Source organism: Micromonospora kangleipakensis (assembly GCF_004217615.1).
Classification (GTDB): Bacteria; Actinomycetota; Actinomycetes; order Mycobacteriales; family Micromonosporaceae; genus Micromonospora; species Micromonospora kangleipakensis.
This window is the reverse complement of record NZ_SHLD01000001.1, coordinates 590,725-605,672: the sequence shown is the minus strand read 5'-3', so window position 1 is coordinate 605,672 and position 14,948 is coordinate 590,725. Positions and strand designations below refer to the sequence as shown.

The window sequence follows — 14,948 nt, the reverse complement described above, 5'->3', positions numbered from 1 at the left end:
GTCCAGGGGCGGCCGGGGCGGCGCAGCGGTCAGAAGATGGCCTTGTAGGCGTTGAAGCCGGTGGCCTTCTGCACCCGGGCGGCGAAGGTGCCGTCACCGCGACCGGCGTAGAGCCAGAGGACGCCGTTGGCGTCCCGTCCGATGAGGTCGTTGCGGTTGTCCTGGTTGAGGTCGCCGATGGGCACGAGGGTGTTGTAGATGTTCCACCCGGTGCCGATCTTGACTCGGGCGGTCAGGTGCCCCTTGCCGTCGCCGAAGTACCGGTAGAGGCCGCCCGTGCTGTCGACCGCGAGCAGCTCGCCGTTGCCGTCGCCGTTGAGGTCGCCGACTCCGATGACCTTCGGGTAGATGCCCCAGCCGGAGCCGATCTGTACCCGGGCGGTGAAACCGCCCGTGCCGGTCGAGGTGTAGAGCCACAGCTTGCCCGTGGTGTCCACGCCGACCAGGTCGTCGCGGCCGTCCCGGTTCAGGTCACCGGGGGCGAGCAGCAACCGGTACGTCAGCCAGCCCTTGCCCAGGACGATCGACTTGGCGGTCTGCGAGCTGTAGTGGGGCTGGCCGATGCCGAGGTACGCCCGCAGGTAGCCGACTCCGTCCCGCACCAGCAGGTCCGGCATGCCGTCGCCGTTGAGGTCGCCGAACGGCACGATCGCCGAGGCCTTGGTGCCGTCCACGCAGCTCAGGCACCAGGATTCGGTGTACCCGTTGTCGACGAGCCGCCCGGCGGGCTCGGCGCCGTACGGCTCGCCGTACCAGTGGCCCTCGTTGTTGGACTTGACCGCGAGCAGGTTCGGACCGCCGTAGCAGCTCACGCTGCGGAAGGAGAACGTGCCGCAGGCGACCCGGAGCGTGCCCGTGCCGACCGTGGCGGACGGCTCACCCTCGGTCGTCGTGCCGGTGAGCTTCCACAGGTAGGTGCCGTTCACCGCGGGCTGCCCCGAGGCGAGTCGACCGTCCCAGACGGCGTGCAGGTCGGTGCGGGACGGCCCGCCCGAGCTGCGGGAGACCACCTCACCGCTGGTCTTCCGGGTGATCGTCACCTCCCACGACCACAACGGGCGGGTCGGCTGGATGGTCTGGGACCAGTACCGCATCGAGTCGGTCGCCCGCGGGTACGACCAGTCGTTGCCCCCGGCGGTCGCCACCCCGGCCGCGGTGGACGGCACTCCGCTGTCCAGGACGTGCACCGCGTTGTCGGCGTCGACGTAGGCGACGCCGCTGCCGTGCTTGTCCACGGCCCAGCTGATCCCGCGGCTGTCCGCCGGGGTGCCCGCCGGCAGGTCGGCCAGCTTGACCGGGTCGTGCAGCGTGCCGTCGTGGAAGTCGGACAGGCGCAGGCTGCCGGTGCCGGTGTCGTGCCGGACCAGGAAGCCGTCGCCCAGCGTCGCCGGCCCGCTCGGCACCCGCAGGTTGCGCTTGAGGGTCCGGTCGTAGACGCCGGCCGGGCCGTCCGTGCCGCAGGCCCAGTAGATCCAGCGGGCGCTGGCCTGGACCTCGGTCGCCTTGCAGTCGGCGCCGGTGGACACGTTGACGACGGTCCCGGGGTTGGTCAGCCGTTCCGACTGGAGCGAACCGGGGCCACCGGCCGTCCAGAGGGTGTCGTACCAGAGGGCCGCGCCGGTGACCGGCCCGGTCCGGACGATCTGGGTGCCCCCGGTGAGCACCACGTACTGCTTGCCGGCGGCGGCGTCGGCGACGATCGAGTAGAGGTCGCCCGCGTCGACGATCCGCCCGCCGGTGCTGGGCAGGATCATGGTGACGATGCTGGTGTTCGTCGCCTGGTACGACCGGATGGTGTCGGTGGTCCCGGAGACCAGGTACATGGCCCCGGACCAGGTGCCGTCGACCAGGCGCAGGCACTCGACGCCGGTGGTGCACGGCGCCGTGTTGGCCGGCAGCATGGCGCCGGCCGGGCCGACGCCGTCGTCGGGCACCTGGGTGTGGTTGAACACCACGAACCGGGTCGTGCCGTCCGTCGGGTTCACCTGCGTCTGCACGTGCCGGATCAGCCCACGGTCGTAGGTCAGGCCGGCGTTGTGCTGCGGGTCCTTCACCGCCAGGACGGTCCTGTCGGTCGGCGCCTTCCCCGGCTCGGCCGTGTAGCGGTGCACCGACCAGTCCGCCGGGCCGGTGCCGCCCACCACGAGCGCGGTGCCGTCGGGTCCCTGGACGACGGCGGTGAGCCCGTAGTCGGTCTGCGGCAGCAGCGTGGTGGAATCGCCGCCTCCGATCGGGACCGACACGGCCGGGTACAGGTTCTTGGTGTTCGCCCCCTGGTCGTTGGCGCCGATCAGGTTGCCGCCCACCACGGCGACCCGGAGGGTGGCCGACGGCTGAACCTGCAGGGCCGTCCCGGCGGTGCCGGCGAGCAGTGCGGCGCGGGAGTGGACGTGGTAGGTCCCCGTCAGGTTCGCCCAGGCCACCACGTCGCCGGACACCCGCCAGGGCAGGTTGGAACCGATGGCCCCCGGGATGTCGACCAGGGATCCGGAGGCGACGTCGAGCAGCAGGTTGCGGTAGAGGTCGGTCTTGTACGGCACCACCATGACTCCGTCGTCGGTGGCCAGGGCCCGGCCGGCGTAGACGGCGCCCGTGGGGATGCCGGTGAGGTTCTCCGTGCCGGTCTGGTTGCCGTCGGTGTCGAAGGTCCGTCGCTCCAGCCGCAGCGCGGGACCCGTGGCGCCGTTGGGCGCCACCACCATCGACTGTCCGTACGCGCCCATGAACAGGTAGCCGGTGGGGATCGCCCACTGCTGCCAGGTCCGGGTGGCGAAGTTGAAGACCGTCACCTTGCCGGGCGCCGGCAGGTTGGGCACCTGGTTGATGAGGACGACGCTGTCGTCCCCGGCGCGCATGACGTTGGTCCAGCCCATACCCGCGAGTTCCGTCACGACGACGGTCTCGCCGGTGTCGTAGCGGGTCCAGAGGTACCCGCTGCCCTGGTTGTGCGAGTGCAGGAAGCCGGTCTTACCGGCGAAGTAGACCGACTCGTGCGCCCGTACGGTGGCCGCGTCCTGCGGGATGACGGTCACCTCGCGGGGCGCCGTCGAGGTTTCGGCGAGCGCCGGCGTGGCCGGCGCGATCAGAACGCCGAGCGCCAGGGACAGGGTGGTCCCCAGGGCACCGGCGGGGAGACTGCGGCCCAAAAGAGTTCCTCCTGGGATCGGGCTGCGCAAGATGAGAGGAGCGTACGGCGGCATCCGACGACGCGGATGCCGCCGAACGGCTGATCCGTCACATGCGCTCGGGCGTGCGGATGCCGAGCAGGTGCAGGCCCTGCCGCAGCACCCGGGCGGTCAGGTCGCAGAGCACCAGCCGGCTCTCCCGCACCGGCTCCTCGGCCCGCAGCACCGGGCAGCGCTCGTAGAACGCGCTGAACGCGGTGGCCAGCCGGTGCAGGTAGGCCGCCAGGTGGTGGAACTCCAGGCTCCGCTCCACCTGGGCGACCACCGCGCCGAAGCCGACCAGCTCGAAGGCGAGCGCCCGCTCCGCCGGCTCGGCCAGCGAGACGCCCGCGTCCGGCCGGGCCGCCACGCCGGCCCGCCGGAAGATCGACCGGATCCGGGAGTACGCGTACTGCAGGTAGGGCGCGGTGTTCCCGTCCAGCGACAGCATCCGCTCCCAGTCCAGCACGTAGTCGCGGTGCCGGTCGCTGGAGAGGTCGGCGTACTTGATCGCGCCGATGCCGACGGCCCGGCCCACCTCGGCGGCCTCCGCCTCGCCCAGCTCCGGGTTCCGGCTCCGGGCCAGCGCGGTCGCCCGCGCCACCGCCTCCTCCAGCAGGCCGACCAGCTTCACCGACTCGCCGGCCCGGCTGCGCAGCATCCGCCCGTCCGGCCCGAGGATCGAGCCGAACCCGACGTGCTCCGCCCGCGCCGGCGGGGCCAGCCAGCCGGCCTGTTCCGCCACCGCGTAGACCATCTCGAAGTGCCGCCGTTGCGGCAGGCCGACCACGTACAGCAGCCGGGTCGCGCCCAGCTCGCCGGTGCGGTACCGGATCGCCGCCAGGTCGGTGGCCGGGTAGCCGTACCCGCCGTCGGACTTGCGGACGATCAGCGGCAGCGGCTCGCCGTCCCGGCCGACCGATCCGGGCGGGAAGACGCAGGCGGCGCCGTCGCTCTCCCGGAGCAGCCCGAGCCCGTCCAGCTCCGTCACCACCGGGGCGAGCAGGTGGTTGTAGCTGCTCTCGCCCTGGAAGTCCCGGCCGGTCAGGGTCACGTCGAGCAGGTCGTAGACGGTCAGGAAGTAGCGTTCGGACTGCTCGACGAGGAGCCGCCAGAGCCGCAGCGTCCCCTCGTCGCCGCCCTGCAACGCCACCACCCGCAGCCGGGACCGCTCCCGGAACACCTCGTCGGCGTCGAACTTCGCCCGGGCCGCCTTGTAGAACGAGTCCAGGTCGCCCATCGACAGCTCCTGCGTCGCCTCGGCCTCGCCCAGGTCGACCAGGTGCTCGATCAGCATGCCGAACGGGGTGCCCCAGTCGCCGAGGTGGTTGGCCCGGACCACCCGGTGGCCGAGCCACTCCAGCAGCCGCGCCGCCGCGTCGCCGATCACCGTCGACCGCAGGTGCCCGACGTGCATCTCCTTCGCCACGTTCGGCGCCGAGTAGTCGACCACCACCGTCTCCGGGGCCGGGCTGGCCGGAACGCCGAGCCGCGGGTCGGTGGCGAGTGCGGAGATCAGCCCGCCGAGGGTCCGCTCGGCGACGGTCAGGTTGATGAAGCCGGGCCCGGAGACCTCCGCCGCCGCGCAGAGGTCACCCACCTCCGCGCGCTCCAGGACCTCCGTGGCGATCGCCCGCGGCGGCCGGCCGAGCCGCCGGGCCAACGCCAGCGCCGCGTCGGACTGGAAGTCCGCGCGCTGGGAGCGCCGCACCACCGGGTCCACCGGTACGCCGGCCACCGCCGCGAACGCCGGCGCCAGCCGGTCGGTCAGCAACTTCTCCAGATCCATGGGTACGCCGATCTCGCTCGGATCCGCCTCACGCGGATCTCCGGACGGGGGGATGCGGGCGGACCGAGGACGATCGGCGAGGACCGGCGGCTCGATCCGCCGGTCGCAGAGAGGATGTGTGCTCAGCGCAGGCGGTCGAAGGATCGCCGGCGTCGCGCCGCACCGACCGAAACGTCGCAGGACGTCGGCGCGAGGGTGCGGAAGTTGGCCACGGGAGCAGCCTAACCGGCCGGCCCGGGTCCGACGCAAGGCCGTTCCCGAGCCGGCTGTCCGCGTACCCGGAAGGTCAGGCCGGCGTGGCGGCGGCCTTCCGGTACCGCTCGGCCCGCCGCCGGACCTGGGTGTACGCGCTGGTCAGACCCATCGCCCGGCGGACCTCGACCAGGGTCCCGCGCACCTGCTCCCGGGTCCGCTCGGTGCCCTCGAAGATCAGCTGGTCGACCAGGCCGGGCTCGGCCTCGAACCTGGCCCGGCGCTCCCGGATCGGGTCGAGGAACCGGTTGAGCGCGACCGCCAGCTCCTCCTTGACCTCGACGTCACCGACCCGACCGGCCCGGTAGCGCGCCTTCAGCTCGGCCACCCGGGCCCGGTCCGGGTTGAAGACGTCGTGGTACGCGAAGACCGGGTTCCCCTCCACCGTCCCGGGCACGTCGGCGCGGACCCGGTTCGGGTCGGTGTACATGCCCATGACCGTGCGGCGGACGGTGGCCGGGTCGTCGGAGAGCGCGATGGCGTTCCCCCGGCTCTTGCTCATCTTCCCCTGGCCGTCGGTGCCGACCAGGGTGGGCGTGTCGGAGGCGACCATCTCGGGCACCGGGAAGACCGGGCCGTAGAGGTGGTTGAACCGGCGGGCGATCTCCCGGGTCACCTCGACGTGCGCCGCGTTGTCCTTCCCCACCGGGACGACCTGCCCCTTCACGCAGAGGATGTCGGCGGCCTGGAGGACGGGGTAACCGAGCAGCCCGTACGGCATCTCCTCCTTGCCGGCGTCCCGGGCCATCTCCTTCAGCGACGGGACCCGCTCCAGCCGGGGCACGGTGACCAGGTTCTGGAAGAGGGTGTTCAGGTCGCCGACCTCCGGGATCGCCGACTGGAGGTAGAAGGTGGCCCGGGCTGGGTCGACCCCGGCGGCGAGGATGTCGGTGACCATCTCGCGGGCGTTGCGGGAGACCTGCTCGATGTCCTCGCGAGTGTTCCTGGTGGTGAGCATGTGCAGGTCGGCGATGATGAAGAAGCTCTCGTACCGCTGGTGCAGCTGCACCCGGTTGGCGATGCTGCCGACGTAGTGGCCGAGGTGCAGCCGCCCGGTCGGGCGGTCGCCGGTGAGCATCCGTGCTACGGACATGGTGGTAGGCCTTTCGTGCCGAGGAGAACGGTGGAGGGACGCGCGGGCGCGCGGAGAGACCCGGGGTACGCCCGGATCAGTGGAGTCGGCTCGTCAGAGCGCGAACCGCCATCGCCCGCCGGCGCGGAACCGCAAGCCACCGGCACGGAGTACGTCGAGGATCTGCTCCCGACCGTCGTCGACGCGGAGCGGGAGAACCGGAGCGGCAGCCGCCGGGAGACCGTCGACGGTCTCCGGGGCGCTGGTGCTCGGCCGGACCATGGCTCCACGGTAGCCGGCCGAGCATCCGGTCGTGGGCCCGGTCAGCCCTCGCGGTAGCTCTCCTCGTAGTAGCTGCCCACCCGCTCGCGGTACGCCGGCCGGTCGAACTCGTCCGGGTCGAAGGCGGGCGAACTCCGCACCTGGTCCCGGGTGCGGTCGACGTGCACCGTGCGCTCCAGGTGGTCGACGCGGGCCACGGTCCCGATCGGCAGCAGCACCTCCCGCCCGAAGATCCACGGCCCGGTCTCCACCACCAGGTACCGGGCGTCGGCCTCCTCGCTCGCCGCGTCGATCGAGCCGATCCGGCCGTCCGTCGCCTCGACCCGGTAGCCGGTGAGGTCGACCGGGGTGCCGGGACCGGGTGCGTCCGGGCCGTCGTCGGCGCCCGCCGGCCGCTGCCGCGGCACGTCGGACGGGGTCGTCTGGTCGTACCCGCCGGCCAGCGCCGAGGGGTCCCGCCAGGTCCAGGGATTGAAGGGCTGCACGGCCACCTCCGGTACGTCGTGACGACGCCGGAAAATTGCCCGGCCGACGTCCGGCGGAAACACGCCGGCAATTCCTGGCGCCCGCCCACACCCCGTTGGGAGATACGTCATAGCCGGCGAAATTCGATCATTTCCCGCGCTCCCGTGCAGGTCACGCCGCCCGCGCCGGGCAGCCCGCACATCGCCCGGAGGGGCGGAGTGGCGCGTCGGCACATTCGGTGCCGGCCCGCGCCCCGTCCATTCTGGTGCCGCACCTGACGTCCTCGACATACCGGGAGTGCAGATGAACCGCGCCTTTCGACGGACCGGAATCGGGGTCGCCGTGGTCGCCGCGTGGGTGGGGATCGGCGGCGGTGCCGCGCAGGCCGCCGTGGTCAACCCGTACACCCCGCAGGCCCTCTGCGGGCTCGGCTACACGACGGTTTGATCAGGACCCGATCCGCAACGCCGGCACCGGGGAGCGGCTCGGCACCGTCTTCATGGCGGACGCCGCCGGCACGATCCCCTACCACGACCGGGCGAACCCGGCGATCGGCGGCATCGTCACCTGCTTCTGACCGGTCCACGCCGGGCGGGCCCCGCCGGCCCGCCCGGTCCGGCCCGCCCGGTCCGGCCCGCGCCGTCGGCCCGTGACCTGCCCCGCTGGCATACTGGCCAGCCATGATGCTGTCGCGTGGCTGGTCGCTCTTCCTGGTCGGGGTCGGGGTCTGGACCTGGGTGATCTGGCCGAGGTTCGCCGTCGCCATCTGGAACGACCCGCGCTCCTGGTCCACCGGCACGGTCGGCGAGGGCGCGGCCACGGGTTTCCTCTGGGTGCACGCGCTGCTGATCGCCGCGTCGCTGGCCATCGGCACCACCGTCGGCGTGCTCGGTGTCCGGGGCTGGCGTGCCGGCCGCCGCCGCGCCCAGCGGCCGTCAGCCTGACCGCCGTCCCGTCTCCTTCCGTTCGACGGCCTACTCCATGAACAGTGTCGGCTCGGTCCACGCCGCCGAAAGCGCCGTCCCAGCTGGCCGGGTGGGTGAAGGAGGGCGGGAATGCCTCGTCCCAATCGGCAACTGACCGGCTCCAACACCCCTGAGCAGGGAAGATAGCTTCGCGGTGATGATGTGACGCGGGACAACACCCGCGGATTTGACGATCAAACCCGCAGACGCGTAACTTTCTCTCTGCCAGCGCGGAACGGGGCAAACAGGGCGAAGGACCTGGAGCGCCGAACCGGACTGGCACCGGGTCAGGGAGGGGTAAGCTCCTCCACGACACGGTCGGGGCGGGGCTCGGCAAATCGGCCGTGAGGCGGATTTGGCGGAGCGGAACCGACCCGGTAAGGTTCTCGACCGGCAGGGAAGCGGGCGAGCTCGCGGGAGACCGCAGCGGCCGTCCTGCCAAATCCGATGATCAAGCGCAGCGGCTCGCTGCCGCGCGTGCTTACCGGCGCCAACCCGTACGAAGCGTGATACACCGGGACACACCGGTTGACACGGGGAAGACGGTAAGGTAACGTAGTAAAAGTGCCCGGCGCGAGAGCGGCGGGTGCGGCGAACGAAAATACCCCGGGTCGGGGCTCCACGGTGTGGGGTTTCTGGGCGGTGTGTGGTTGTTCTTTGAGAACTCAACAGGGTGCTTGATAAGCCAGTGCCAAATTGATTTATACCCCGGACTGGCAGTCCTTTCTTCGGGAGGGGTTTGCTGGTTTGGATTCCTTTGGCAACACTTTTTGTTGCCGGGATGACTGTTTCAACAAGTTTTTGTTGGAGAGTTTGATCCTGGCTCAGGACGAACGCTGGCGGCGTGCTTAACACATGCAAGTCGAGCGGAAAGGCCCTTCGGGGTACTCGAGCGGCGAACGGGTGAGTAACACGTGAGCAACCTGCCCTAGGCTTTGGGATAACCCCGGGAAACCGGGGCTAATACCGAATAGGACCACCGGCTGCATGGCTGGTGGTGGAAAGTTTTTCGGCCTGGGATGGGCTCGCGGCCTATCAGCTTGTTGGTGGGGTGATGGCCTACCAAGGCGACGACGGGTAGCCGGCCTGAGAGGGCGACCGGCCACACTGGGACTGAGACACGGCCCAGACTCCTACGGGAGGCAGCAGTGGGGAATATTGCACAATGGGCGGAAGCCTGATGCAGCGACGCCGCGTGAGGGATGACGGCCTTCGGGTTGTAAACCTCTTTCAGCAGGGACGAAGCGAGAGTGACGGTACCTGCAGAAGAAGCACCGGCCAACTACGTGCCAGCAGCCGCGGTAAGACGTAGGGTGCGAGCGTTGTCCGGAATTATTGGGCGTAAAGAGCTCGTAGGCGGCTTGTCGCGTCGACTGTGAAAACCCGCGGCTCAACCGCGGGCCTGCAGTCGATACGGGCAGGCTAGAGTTCGGTAGGGGAGACTGGAATTCCTGGTGTAGCGGTGAAATGCGCAGATATCAGGAGGAACACCGATGGCGAAGGCAGGTCTCTGGGCCGATACTGACGCTGAGGAGCGAAAGCGTGGGGAGCGAACAGGATTAGATACCCTGGTAGTCCACGCTGTAAACGTTGGGCGCTAGGTGTGGGGGACCTCTCCGGTTTCCTGTGCCGCAGCTAACGCATTAAGCGCCCCGCCTGGGGAGTACGGCCGCAAGGCTAAAACTCAAAGGAATTGACGGGGGCCCGCACAAGCGGCGGAGCATGCGGATTAATTCGATGCAACGCGAAGAACCTTACCTGGGTTTGACATGGCCGCAAAACCGGCAGAGATGTCGGGTCCTTCGGGGGCGGTCACAGGTGGTGCATGGCTGTCGTCAGCTCGTGTCGTGAGATGTTGGGTTAAGTCCCGCAACGAGCGCAACCCTCGTTCGATGTTGCCAGCGCGTTATGGCGGGGACTCATCGAAGACTGCCGGGGTCAACTCGGAGGAAGGTGGGGATGACGTCAAGTCATCATGCCCCTTATGTCCAGGGCTTCACGCATGCTACAATGGCCGGTACAATGGGCTGCGATACCGCGAGGTGGAGCGAATCCCAAAAAGCCGGTCTCAGTTCGGATCGGGGTCTGCAACTCGACCCCGTGAAGTCGGAGTCGCTAGTAATCGCAGATCAGCAACGCTGCGGTGAATACGTTCCCGGGCCTTGTACACACCGCCCGTCACGTCACGAAAGTCGGCAACACCCGAAGCCGGTGGCCCAACCCGTAAGGGAGGGAGCCGTCGAAGGTGGGGCTGGCGATTGGGACGAAGTCGTAACAAGGTAGCCGTACCGGAAGGTGCGGCTGGATCACCTCCTTTCTAAGGAGCACCTTCACCCGAAAGGGTGCAAGGAGCCCGCGGCCCGCGAATGTCGGGTCGGGGTGCTCAATGGCGGAGACACTGGTTAGTCTTTCCTCGGCAACGGCCGGGTTCCTTCTAGTACGGCCACTTCGGTGGTGTGGAACGAAGTCCTGGTGCGGCTGGGGGAGGATGTAAAGCACCCTGTTGGGTCCTGAAAGAACAACCTGTGGTTGTTTCTTTCGGAGCCTTTGAGCGGAGCGTGAGCTTCGCGGGCTGCCAGGCATGGCCTGGCCTCGCATACCGCCGGCGGTTGTCGGGTTTGGTGTGGGGCGGATCGGGTTGTGGGTTGGTCGTTTGTTGAGAATTGCACAGTGGACGCGAGCATCTTTGTGGTCAAGTTGTCAAGGGCGAACGGTGAATGCCTTGGCACCAGGAGCCGATGAAGGACGTGGGAGGCCGCGATAGGCCTGGGGGAGCTGTCAACCAAGCTGTGATCCCAGGGTGTCCGAATGGGGAAACCCGGCACCAGTCATGTGGTGTCACCTGCACCTGAACACATAGGGTGTATGGAGGGAACGCGGGGAAGTGAAACATCTCAGTACCCGTAGGAAGAGAAAACAAATAGTGATTCCGTGAGTAGTGGCGAGCGAAAGCGGATTGAGGCTAAACCGGCTGCGTGTGATACCTGTCAGGGGTTGCGTGGTCGGGGTTGTGGGACCTTGCTCGACAAGCTGACAATTGTCGGAGGAGTTACAAAGCCAGTTGCTAGCCGAACAGTCTGGAATGGCTGACCGTAGGCGGTGAAAGTCCGGTAGGTGAAAGTGGCTGGCCTCCTGTGAGTGTTCCCGAGTAGCGGCGGACCCCTGAAATCTGCCGTGAATCTGCCAGGACCACCTGGTAAGCCTAAATACTTCCTGGTGACCGATAGCGGACGAGTACCGTGAGGGAATGGTGAAAAGTACCCCGGGAGGGGAGTGAAATAGTACCTGAAACCGTTCGCCTACAATCCGTCGGAGCCTTGCGGGGTGACGGCGTGCCTTTTGAAGAATGAGCCTGCGAGTTAGTGGCACGTGGCGAGGTTAACCCGTGTGGGGGAGCCGTAGCGAAAGCGAGTCTGAATAGGGCGATTCAGTCGCGTGTCCTAGACCCGAAGCGGAGTGATCTAGCCATGGGCAGGCTGAAGCGCGGGTAAGACCGCGTGGAGGGCCGAACCCACCAACGTTGAAAAGTTGGGGGATGACCTGTGGTTAGGGGTGAAAGGCCAATCAAACTCCGTGATAGCTGGTTCTCCCCGAAATGCATTTAGGTGCAGCGTCGCGTGTTTCTTGCCGGAGGTAGAGCACTGGATGGTCTAGGGGGCCCACAAGCTTACCGAAATCAGCCAAACTCCGAATGCCGGTAAGTGAGAGCGCGGCAGTGAGACTGCGGGGGATAAGCTTCGTAGTCGAGAGGGAAACAGCCCAGATCACCAGCTAAGGCCCCTAAGCGTGTGCTAAGTGGAAAAGGATGTGGGGTCGCACAGACAACCAGGAGGTTGGCTTAGAAGCAGCCACCCTTTAAAGAGTGCGTAATAGCTCACTGGTCAAGTGGTTCCGCGCCGACAATGTAGCGGGGCTCAAGCACACCGCCGAAGCTGTGGCATTCACATTTCAACCTCGCTTGGACTTGATTCCTTGTGCAGGTGTGTGGATGGGTAGGGGAGCGTCGTGCCGGGGGTGAAGCAGCGGGGTGACCCAGCTGTGGACGCGGCACGAGTGAGAATGCAGGCATGAGTAGCGAAAGAAGGGTGAGAAACCCTTCCGCCGGATGACCAAGGGTTCCAGGGCCAGGCTAATCCGCCCTGGGTGAGTCGGGACCTAAGGCGAGGCCGAGAGGCGTAGTCGATGGACAACGGGTTGATATTCCCGTACCCGCGAAAGAGCGACCCTGACGAACCTCGTTGTGCTAACCACCCAAACCGGCGGCGACCTTCGGGTCAATGTTGGGGAGCGTGGGAACCTGACGGGTAGTAGTCAAGCGATGGGGTGACGCAGGAAGGTAGCTGATCCCGGCCGGTGGTTGTGCCGGGGTAAGCGTGTAGGCCGCACCATAGGCAAATCCGTGGTGCATAAAGGCTGAGACGTGATGCCGAGCCGATTCAGGTGAAGTCAGTGATCCTATGCTGCCGAGAAAAGCCTCTAGCGAGTTCTTAGCGGCCCGTACCCCAAACCGACACAGGTGGTCAGGTAGAGAATACCGAGGCGATCGGGCGAACTGTGGTTAAGGAACTCGGCAAATTGCCCCCGTAACTTAGGGAGAAGGGGGGCCGGAGACGTGAAACCCCACGCGGGTGGAGCGTTGTATGGCCGCAGAGAGCAGGGGGAAGCGACTGTTTACTAAAAACACAGGTCCATGCGAAGAAGTAATTCGATGTATATGGACTGACGCCTGCCCGGTGCTGGAACGTTAAGGGGACCTGTTAGCTCTTCGGGGCGAAGCGGAGAACTTAAGCGCCAGTAAACGGCGGTGGTAACTATAACCATCCTAAGGTAGCGAAATTCCTTGTCGGGTAAGTTCCGACCTGCACGAATGGCGTAACGACTTCCCCACTGTCTCAACCACAGGCCCGGCGAAATTGCATTACGAGTAAAGATGCTCGTTACGCGCGGCAGGACGGAAAGACCCCGGGACCTTTACTATAGCTTGACATTGGTATCCGAATTAGCTTGTGTAGGATAGGTGGGAGCCGGTGAAGCTCATACGCCAGTATGGGTGGAGGCAATCTTGAAATACCACTCTGGTTGATTTGGGTATCTAACTTCGGACCGTTATCCGGTTCAGGGACAGTGTCTGGTGGGTAGTTTAACTGGGGCGGTTGCCTCCTAAAGGGTAACGGAGGCGCCCAAAGGTTCCCTCAGCCTGGTTGGCAATCAGGTGTTGAGTGCAAGTGCACAAGGGAGCTTGACTGTGAGACTGACAGGTCGAGCAGGGACGAAAGTCGGGACTAGTGATCCGGCACTGGCATGTGGAAGCGGTGTCGCTCAACGGATAAAAGGTACCCCGGGGATAACAGGCTGATCTTCCCCAAGAGTCCATATCGACGGGATGGTTTGGCACCTCGATGTCGGCTCGTCGCATCCTGGGGCTGTAGCAGGTCCCAAGGGTTGGGCTGTTCGCCCATTAAAGCGGTACGCGAGCTGGGTTTAGAACGTCGTGAGACAGTTCGGTCCCTATCCGCCGTGCGCGTAGGATACTTGAGAAGGGCTGTCCCTAGTACGAGAGGACCGGGACGGACGAACCTCTGGTGTGCCAGTTGTCCCGCCAGGGGCACGGCTGGTTAGCTACGTTCGGAAGGGATAACCGCTGAAAGCATCTAAGCGGGAAGCTCGCTTCAAGATGAGGTATCCCACCACCTTCGGGTGGGTAAGGCCCCCAGCTAGACGACTGGGTTGATAGGCCGGAAATGTAAGCCCGGTAACGGGTTCAGTTGACCGGTACTAATAGGCCGAGGACTTGACTACAAAGAAGCTACGCGTCCACTGTGCAACTCCCGACAAACGAACAACAGACCACTGTGGTGGTGTTGTTTGACATGTCGATAGAGTTACGGCGGTCATGGCGGAGGGGAAACGCCCGGTCACATTCCGAACCCGGAAGCTAAGCCCTCCAGCGCCGATGGTACTGCACTCGGGAGGGTGTGGGAGAGTAGGACGCCGCCGGACAATCTTTCCAGATGAGGTCACCCTTCGGGGTGGCCTCATCTGCGTTTCCGGCCCCATTCCACGAGTCACCCGACAGGTGGCCGGCCGCCTTCGGTGAATCCGCCCGAACGACCCGTGCAGTCTCGTACCGTCGGTGCGGGACCGCCCGCGACGGGTCCCCCGCCGTGGTGGCGGAAACGGGACGTGGCGTACGCCTCGTCCGCTATCGGGGCGGACCGGTCGGGGTACCTGCTGATGGTTCGGCCGGAACTGACCGCCAGGCGTTGGCGGAGGCAGGAGTGGTCATGAAGATCGGAATTGTGGGGTCGGGGCACGTCGGTGGCACCCTCACCCGTCGACTGCGCGCGGTGGGGCACGACGTGACCGTGGCCAACTCGCGGGGCCCGCAGAGCCTCACCGAACTCGCCGCGGAGACCGGCGCCACGGCCGGCACGCTCGAGGAGGCGGTGCAGGGGGCGGAGCTGGTCGTCGTCGCCGTTCCGGTGAGGGCCGTGCCGGCCCTGCCGGCGGAGCTGTTCGACGGGAAGCTGGTCGTCGACGCCGACAACTACTACCCCCAGCGGGACGGGGACATCGCCGAGCTGCTCGACCGGAGCCTCAGCTCCAGCCGCTGGACCGCGGAGCACCTCAAGGGCGCCCGGGTGGTGAAGGCGTTCAACAGCATCCAGGCGCCGCACCTGATGGACAACGGCCGGCCGGCCGGCTCGCCCGACCGGATCGCCCTGCCCGTGGCCGGCGACGACGCCCAGGCCAAGCAGGTGGTGATGGAGCTGGTGGACGAGCTGGGCTTCGACCCGGTGGACGCCGGCACGCTGGACGAGAGCTGGCGGCAGCAGCCCGACACCCCGGTCTACGGCACCGACCGCGACGCGGACGGCGTACGCCAGGGGCTGGCCCAGGCGCGCCCCTGAGGTCGTACGAGAGGAGGAAGCCCCGCCGGCGATCGAGCCGGCGGGGCT

The 14,948-nt window shown here is 67.1% G+C and carries 8 protein-coding genes and 3 rRNA genes; 6 read left to right on the top strand and 5 right to left on the bottom strand.

The genetic code is table 11. From position 1 onward, the window contains the following. Positions 1-29 precede the first annotated feature (29 nt). The 5 genes from EV384_RS02940 to EV384_RS02925 form a co-directional block, all read right to left on the bottom strand. Positions 30-3,146, bottom strand: coding sequence for an FG-GAP repeat domain-containing protein (locus EV384_RS02940; protein WP_130329888.1), 3,117 nt, complete (start codon positions 3,144-3,146; stop codon positions 30-32). A gap of 88 nt (positions 3,147-3,234) precedes the next feature. Next, positions 3,235-4,953 carry an arginine--tRNA ligase gene (argS, locus tag EV384_RS02935; RefSeq protein ID WP_130329886.1) on the bottom strand — a complete coding sequence of 573 codons (1,719 nt, stop codon included), beginning with the start codon at positions 4,951-4,953 and terminating at the stop codon, positions 3,235-3,237. Between the two features lie 286 nt (positions 4,954-5,239). Continuing rightward, positions 5,240-6,298: a tryptophan--tRNA ligase gene (gene trpS, locus EV384_RS02930; RefSeq protein WP_130329884.1), complete on the bottom strand. Its 1,059-nt coding sequence runs from the start codon at positions 6,296-6,298 to the stop codon at positions 5,240-5,242. A 93-nt stretch (positions 6,299-6,391) separates the two neighbouring features. Then, positions 6,392-6,559: a hypothetical protein gene (locus EV384_RS34640; protein WP_165439861.1), complete on the bottom strand. Its 168-nt coding sequence runs from the start codon at positions 6,557-6,559 to the stop codon at positions 6,392-6,394. A 41-nt stretch (positions 6,560-6,600) separates the two neighbouring features. Continuing rightward, positions 6,601-7,044 (bottom strand): PRC-barrel domain-containing protein, encoded by a 444-nt coding sequence (locus EV384_RS02925; RefSeq protein ID WP_130329882.1) that lies wholly within the window; start codon positions 7,042-7,044, stop codon positions 6,601-6,603. A gap of 283 nt (positions 7,045-7,327) precedes the next feature. Between EV384_RS02925 and EV384_RS34635 the strand changes: the two genes are divergently transcribed. From EV384_RS34635 to EV384_RS02900, 6 genes are all read left to right on the top strand, one after another. After that, positions 7,328-7,471, top strand: a complete 144-nt coding sequence (locus tag EV384_RS34635) for a hypothetical protein (protein ID WP_165439860.1) — start codon at positions 7,328-7,330, stop codon at positions 7,469-7,471. A 233-nt stretch (positions 7,472-7,704) separates the two neighbouring features. Then, positions 7,705-7,968, top strand: a complete 264-nt coding sequence (locus EV384_RS02920) for an SCO4848 family membrane protein (protein ID WP_130329880.1) — start codon at positions 7,705-7,707, stop codon at positions 7,966-7,968. A gap of 822 nt (positions 7,969-8,790) precedes the next feature. Next, positions 8,791-10,306 (top strand): 16S ribosomal RNA (locus EV384_RS02915). 373 nt (positions 10,307-10,679) lie between these two features. Further along, a 23S ribosomal RNA gene (locus tag EV384_RS02910) occupies positions 10,680-13,788 on the top strand. Positions 13,789-13,872: 84 nt separating this feature from the next. Continuing rightward, positions 13,873-13,989 (top strand): 5S ribosomal RNA (gene rrf, locus EV384_RS02905). Together the 16S, 23S and 5S rRNA genes form the textbook arrangement of a ribosomal RNA operon. A 284-nt stretch (positions 13,990-14,273) precedes the next feature. Beyond that, positions 14,274-14,900 carry an NADPH-dependent F420 reductase gene (locus tag EV384_RS02900; RefSeq protein ID WP_130329878.1) on the top strand — a complete coding sequence of 209 codons (627 nt, stop codon included), beginning with the start codon at positions 14,274-14,276 and terminating at the stop codon, positions 14,898-14,900. Positions 14,901-14,948 lie beyond the last annotated feature (48 nt).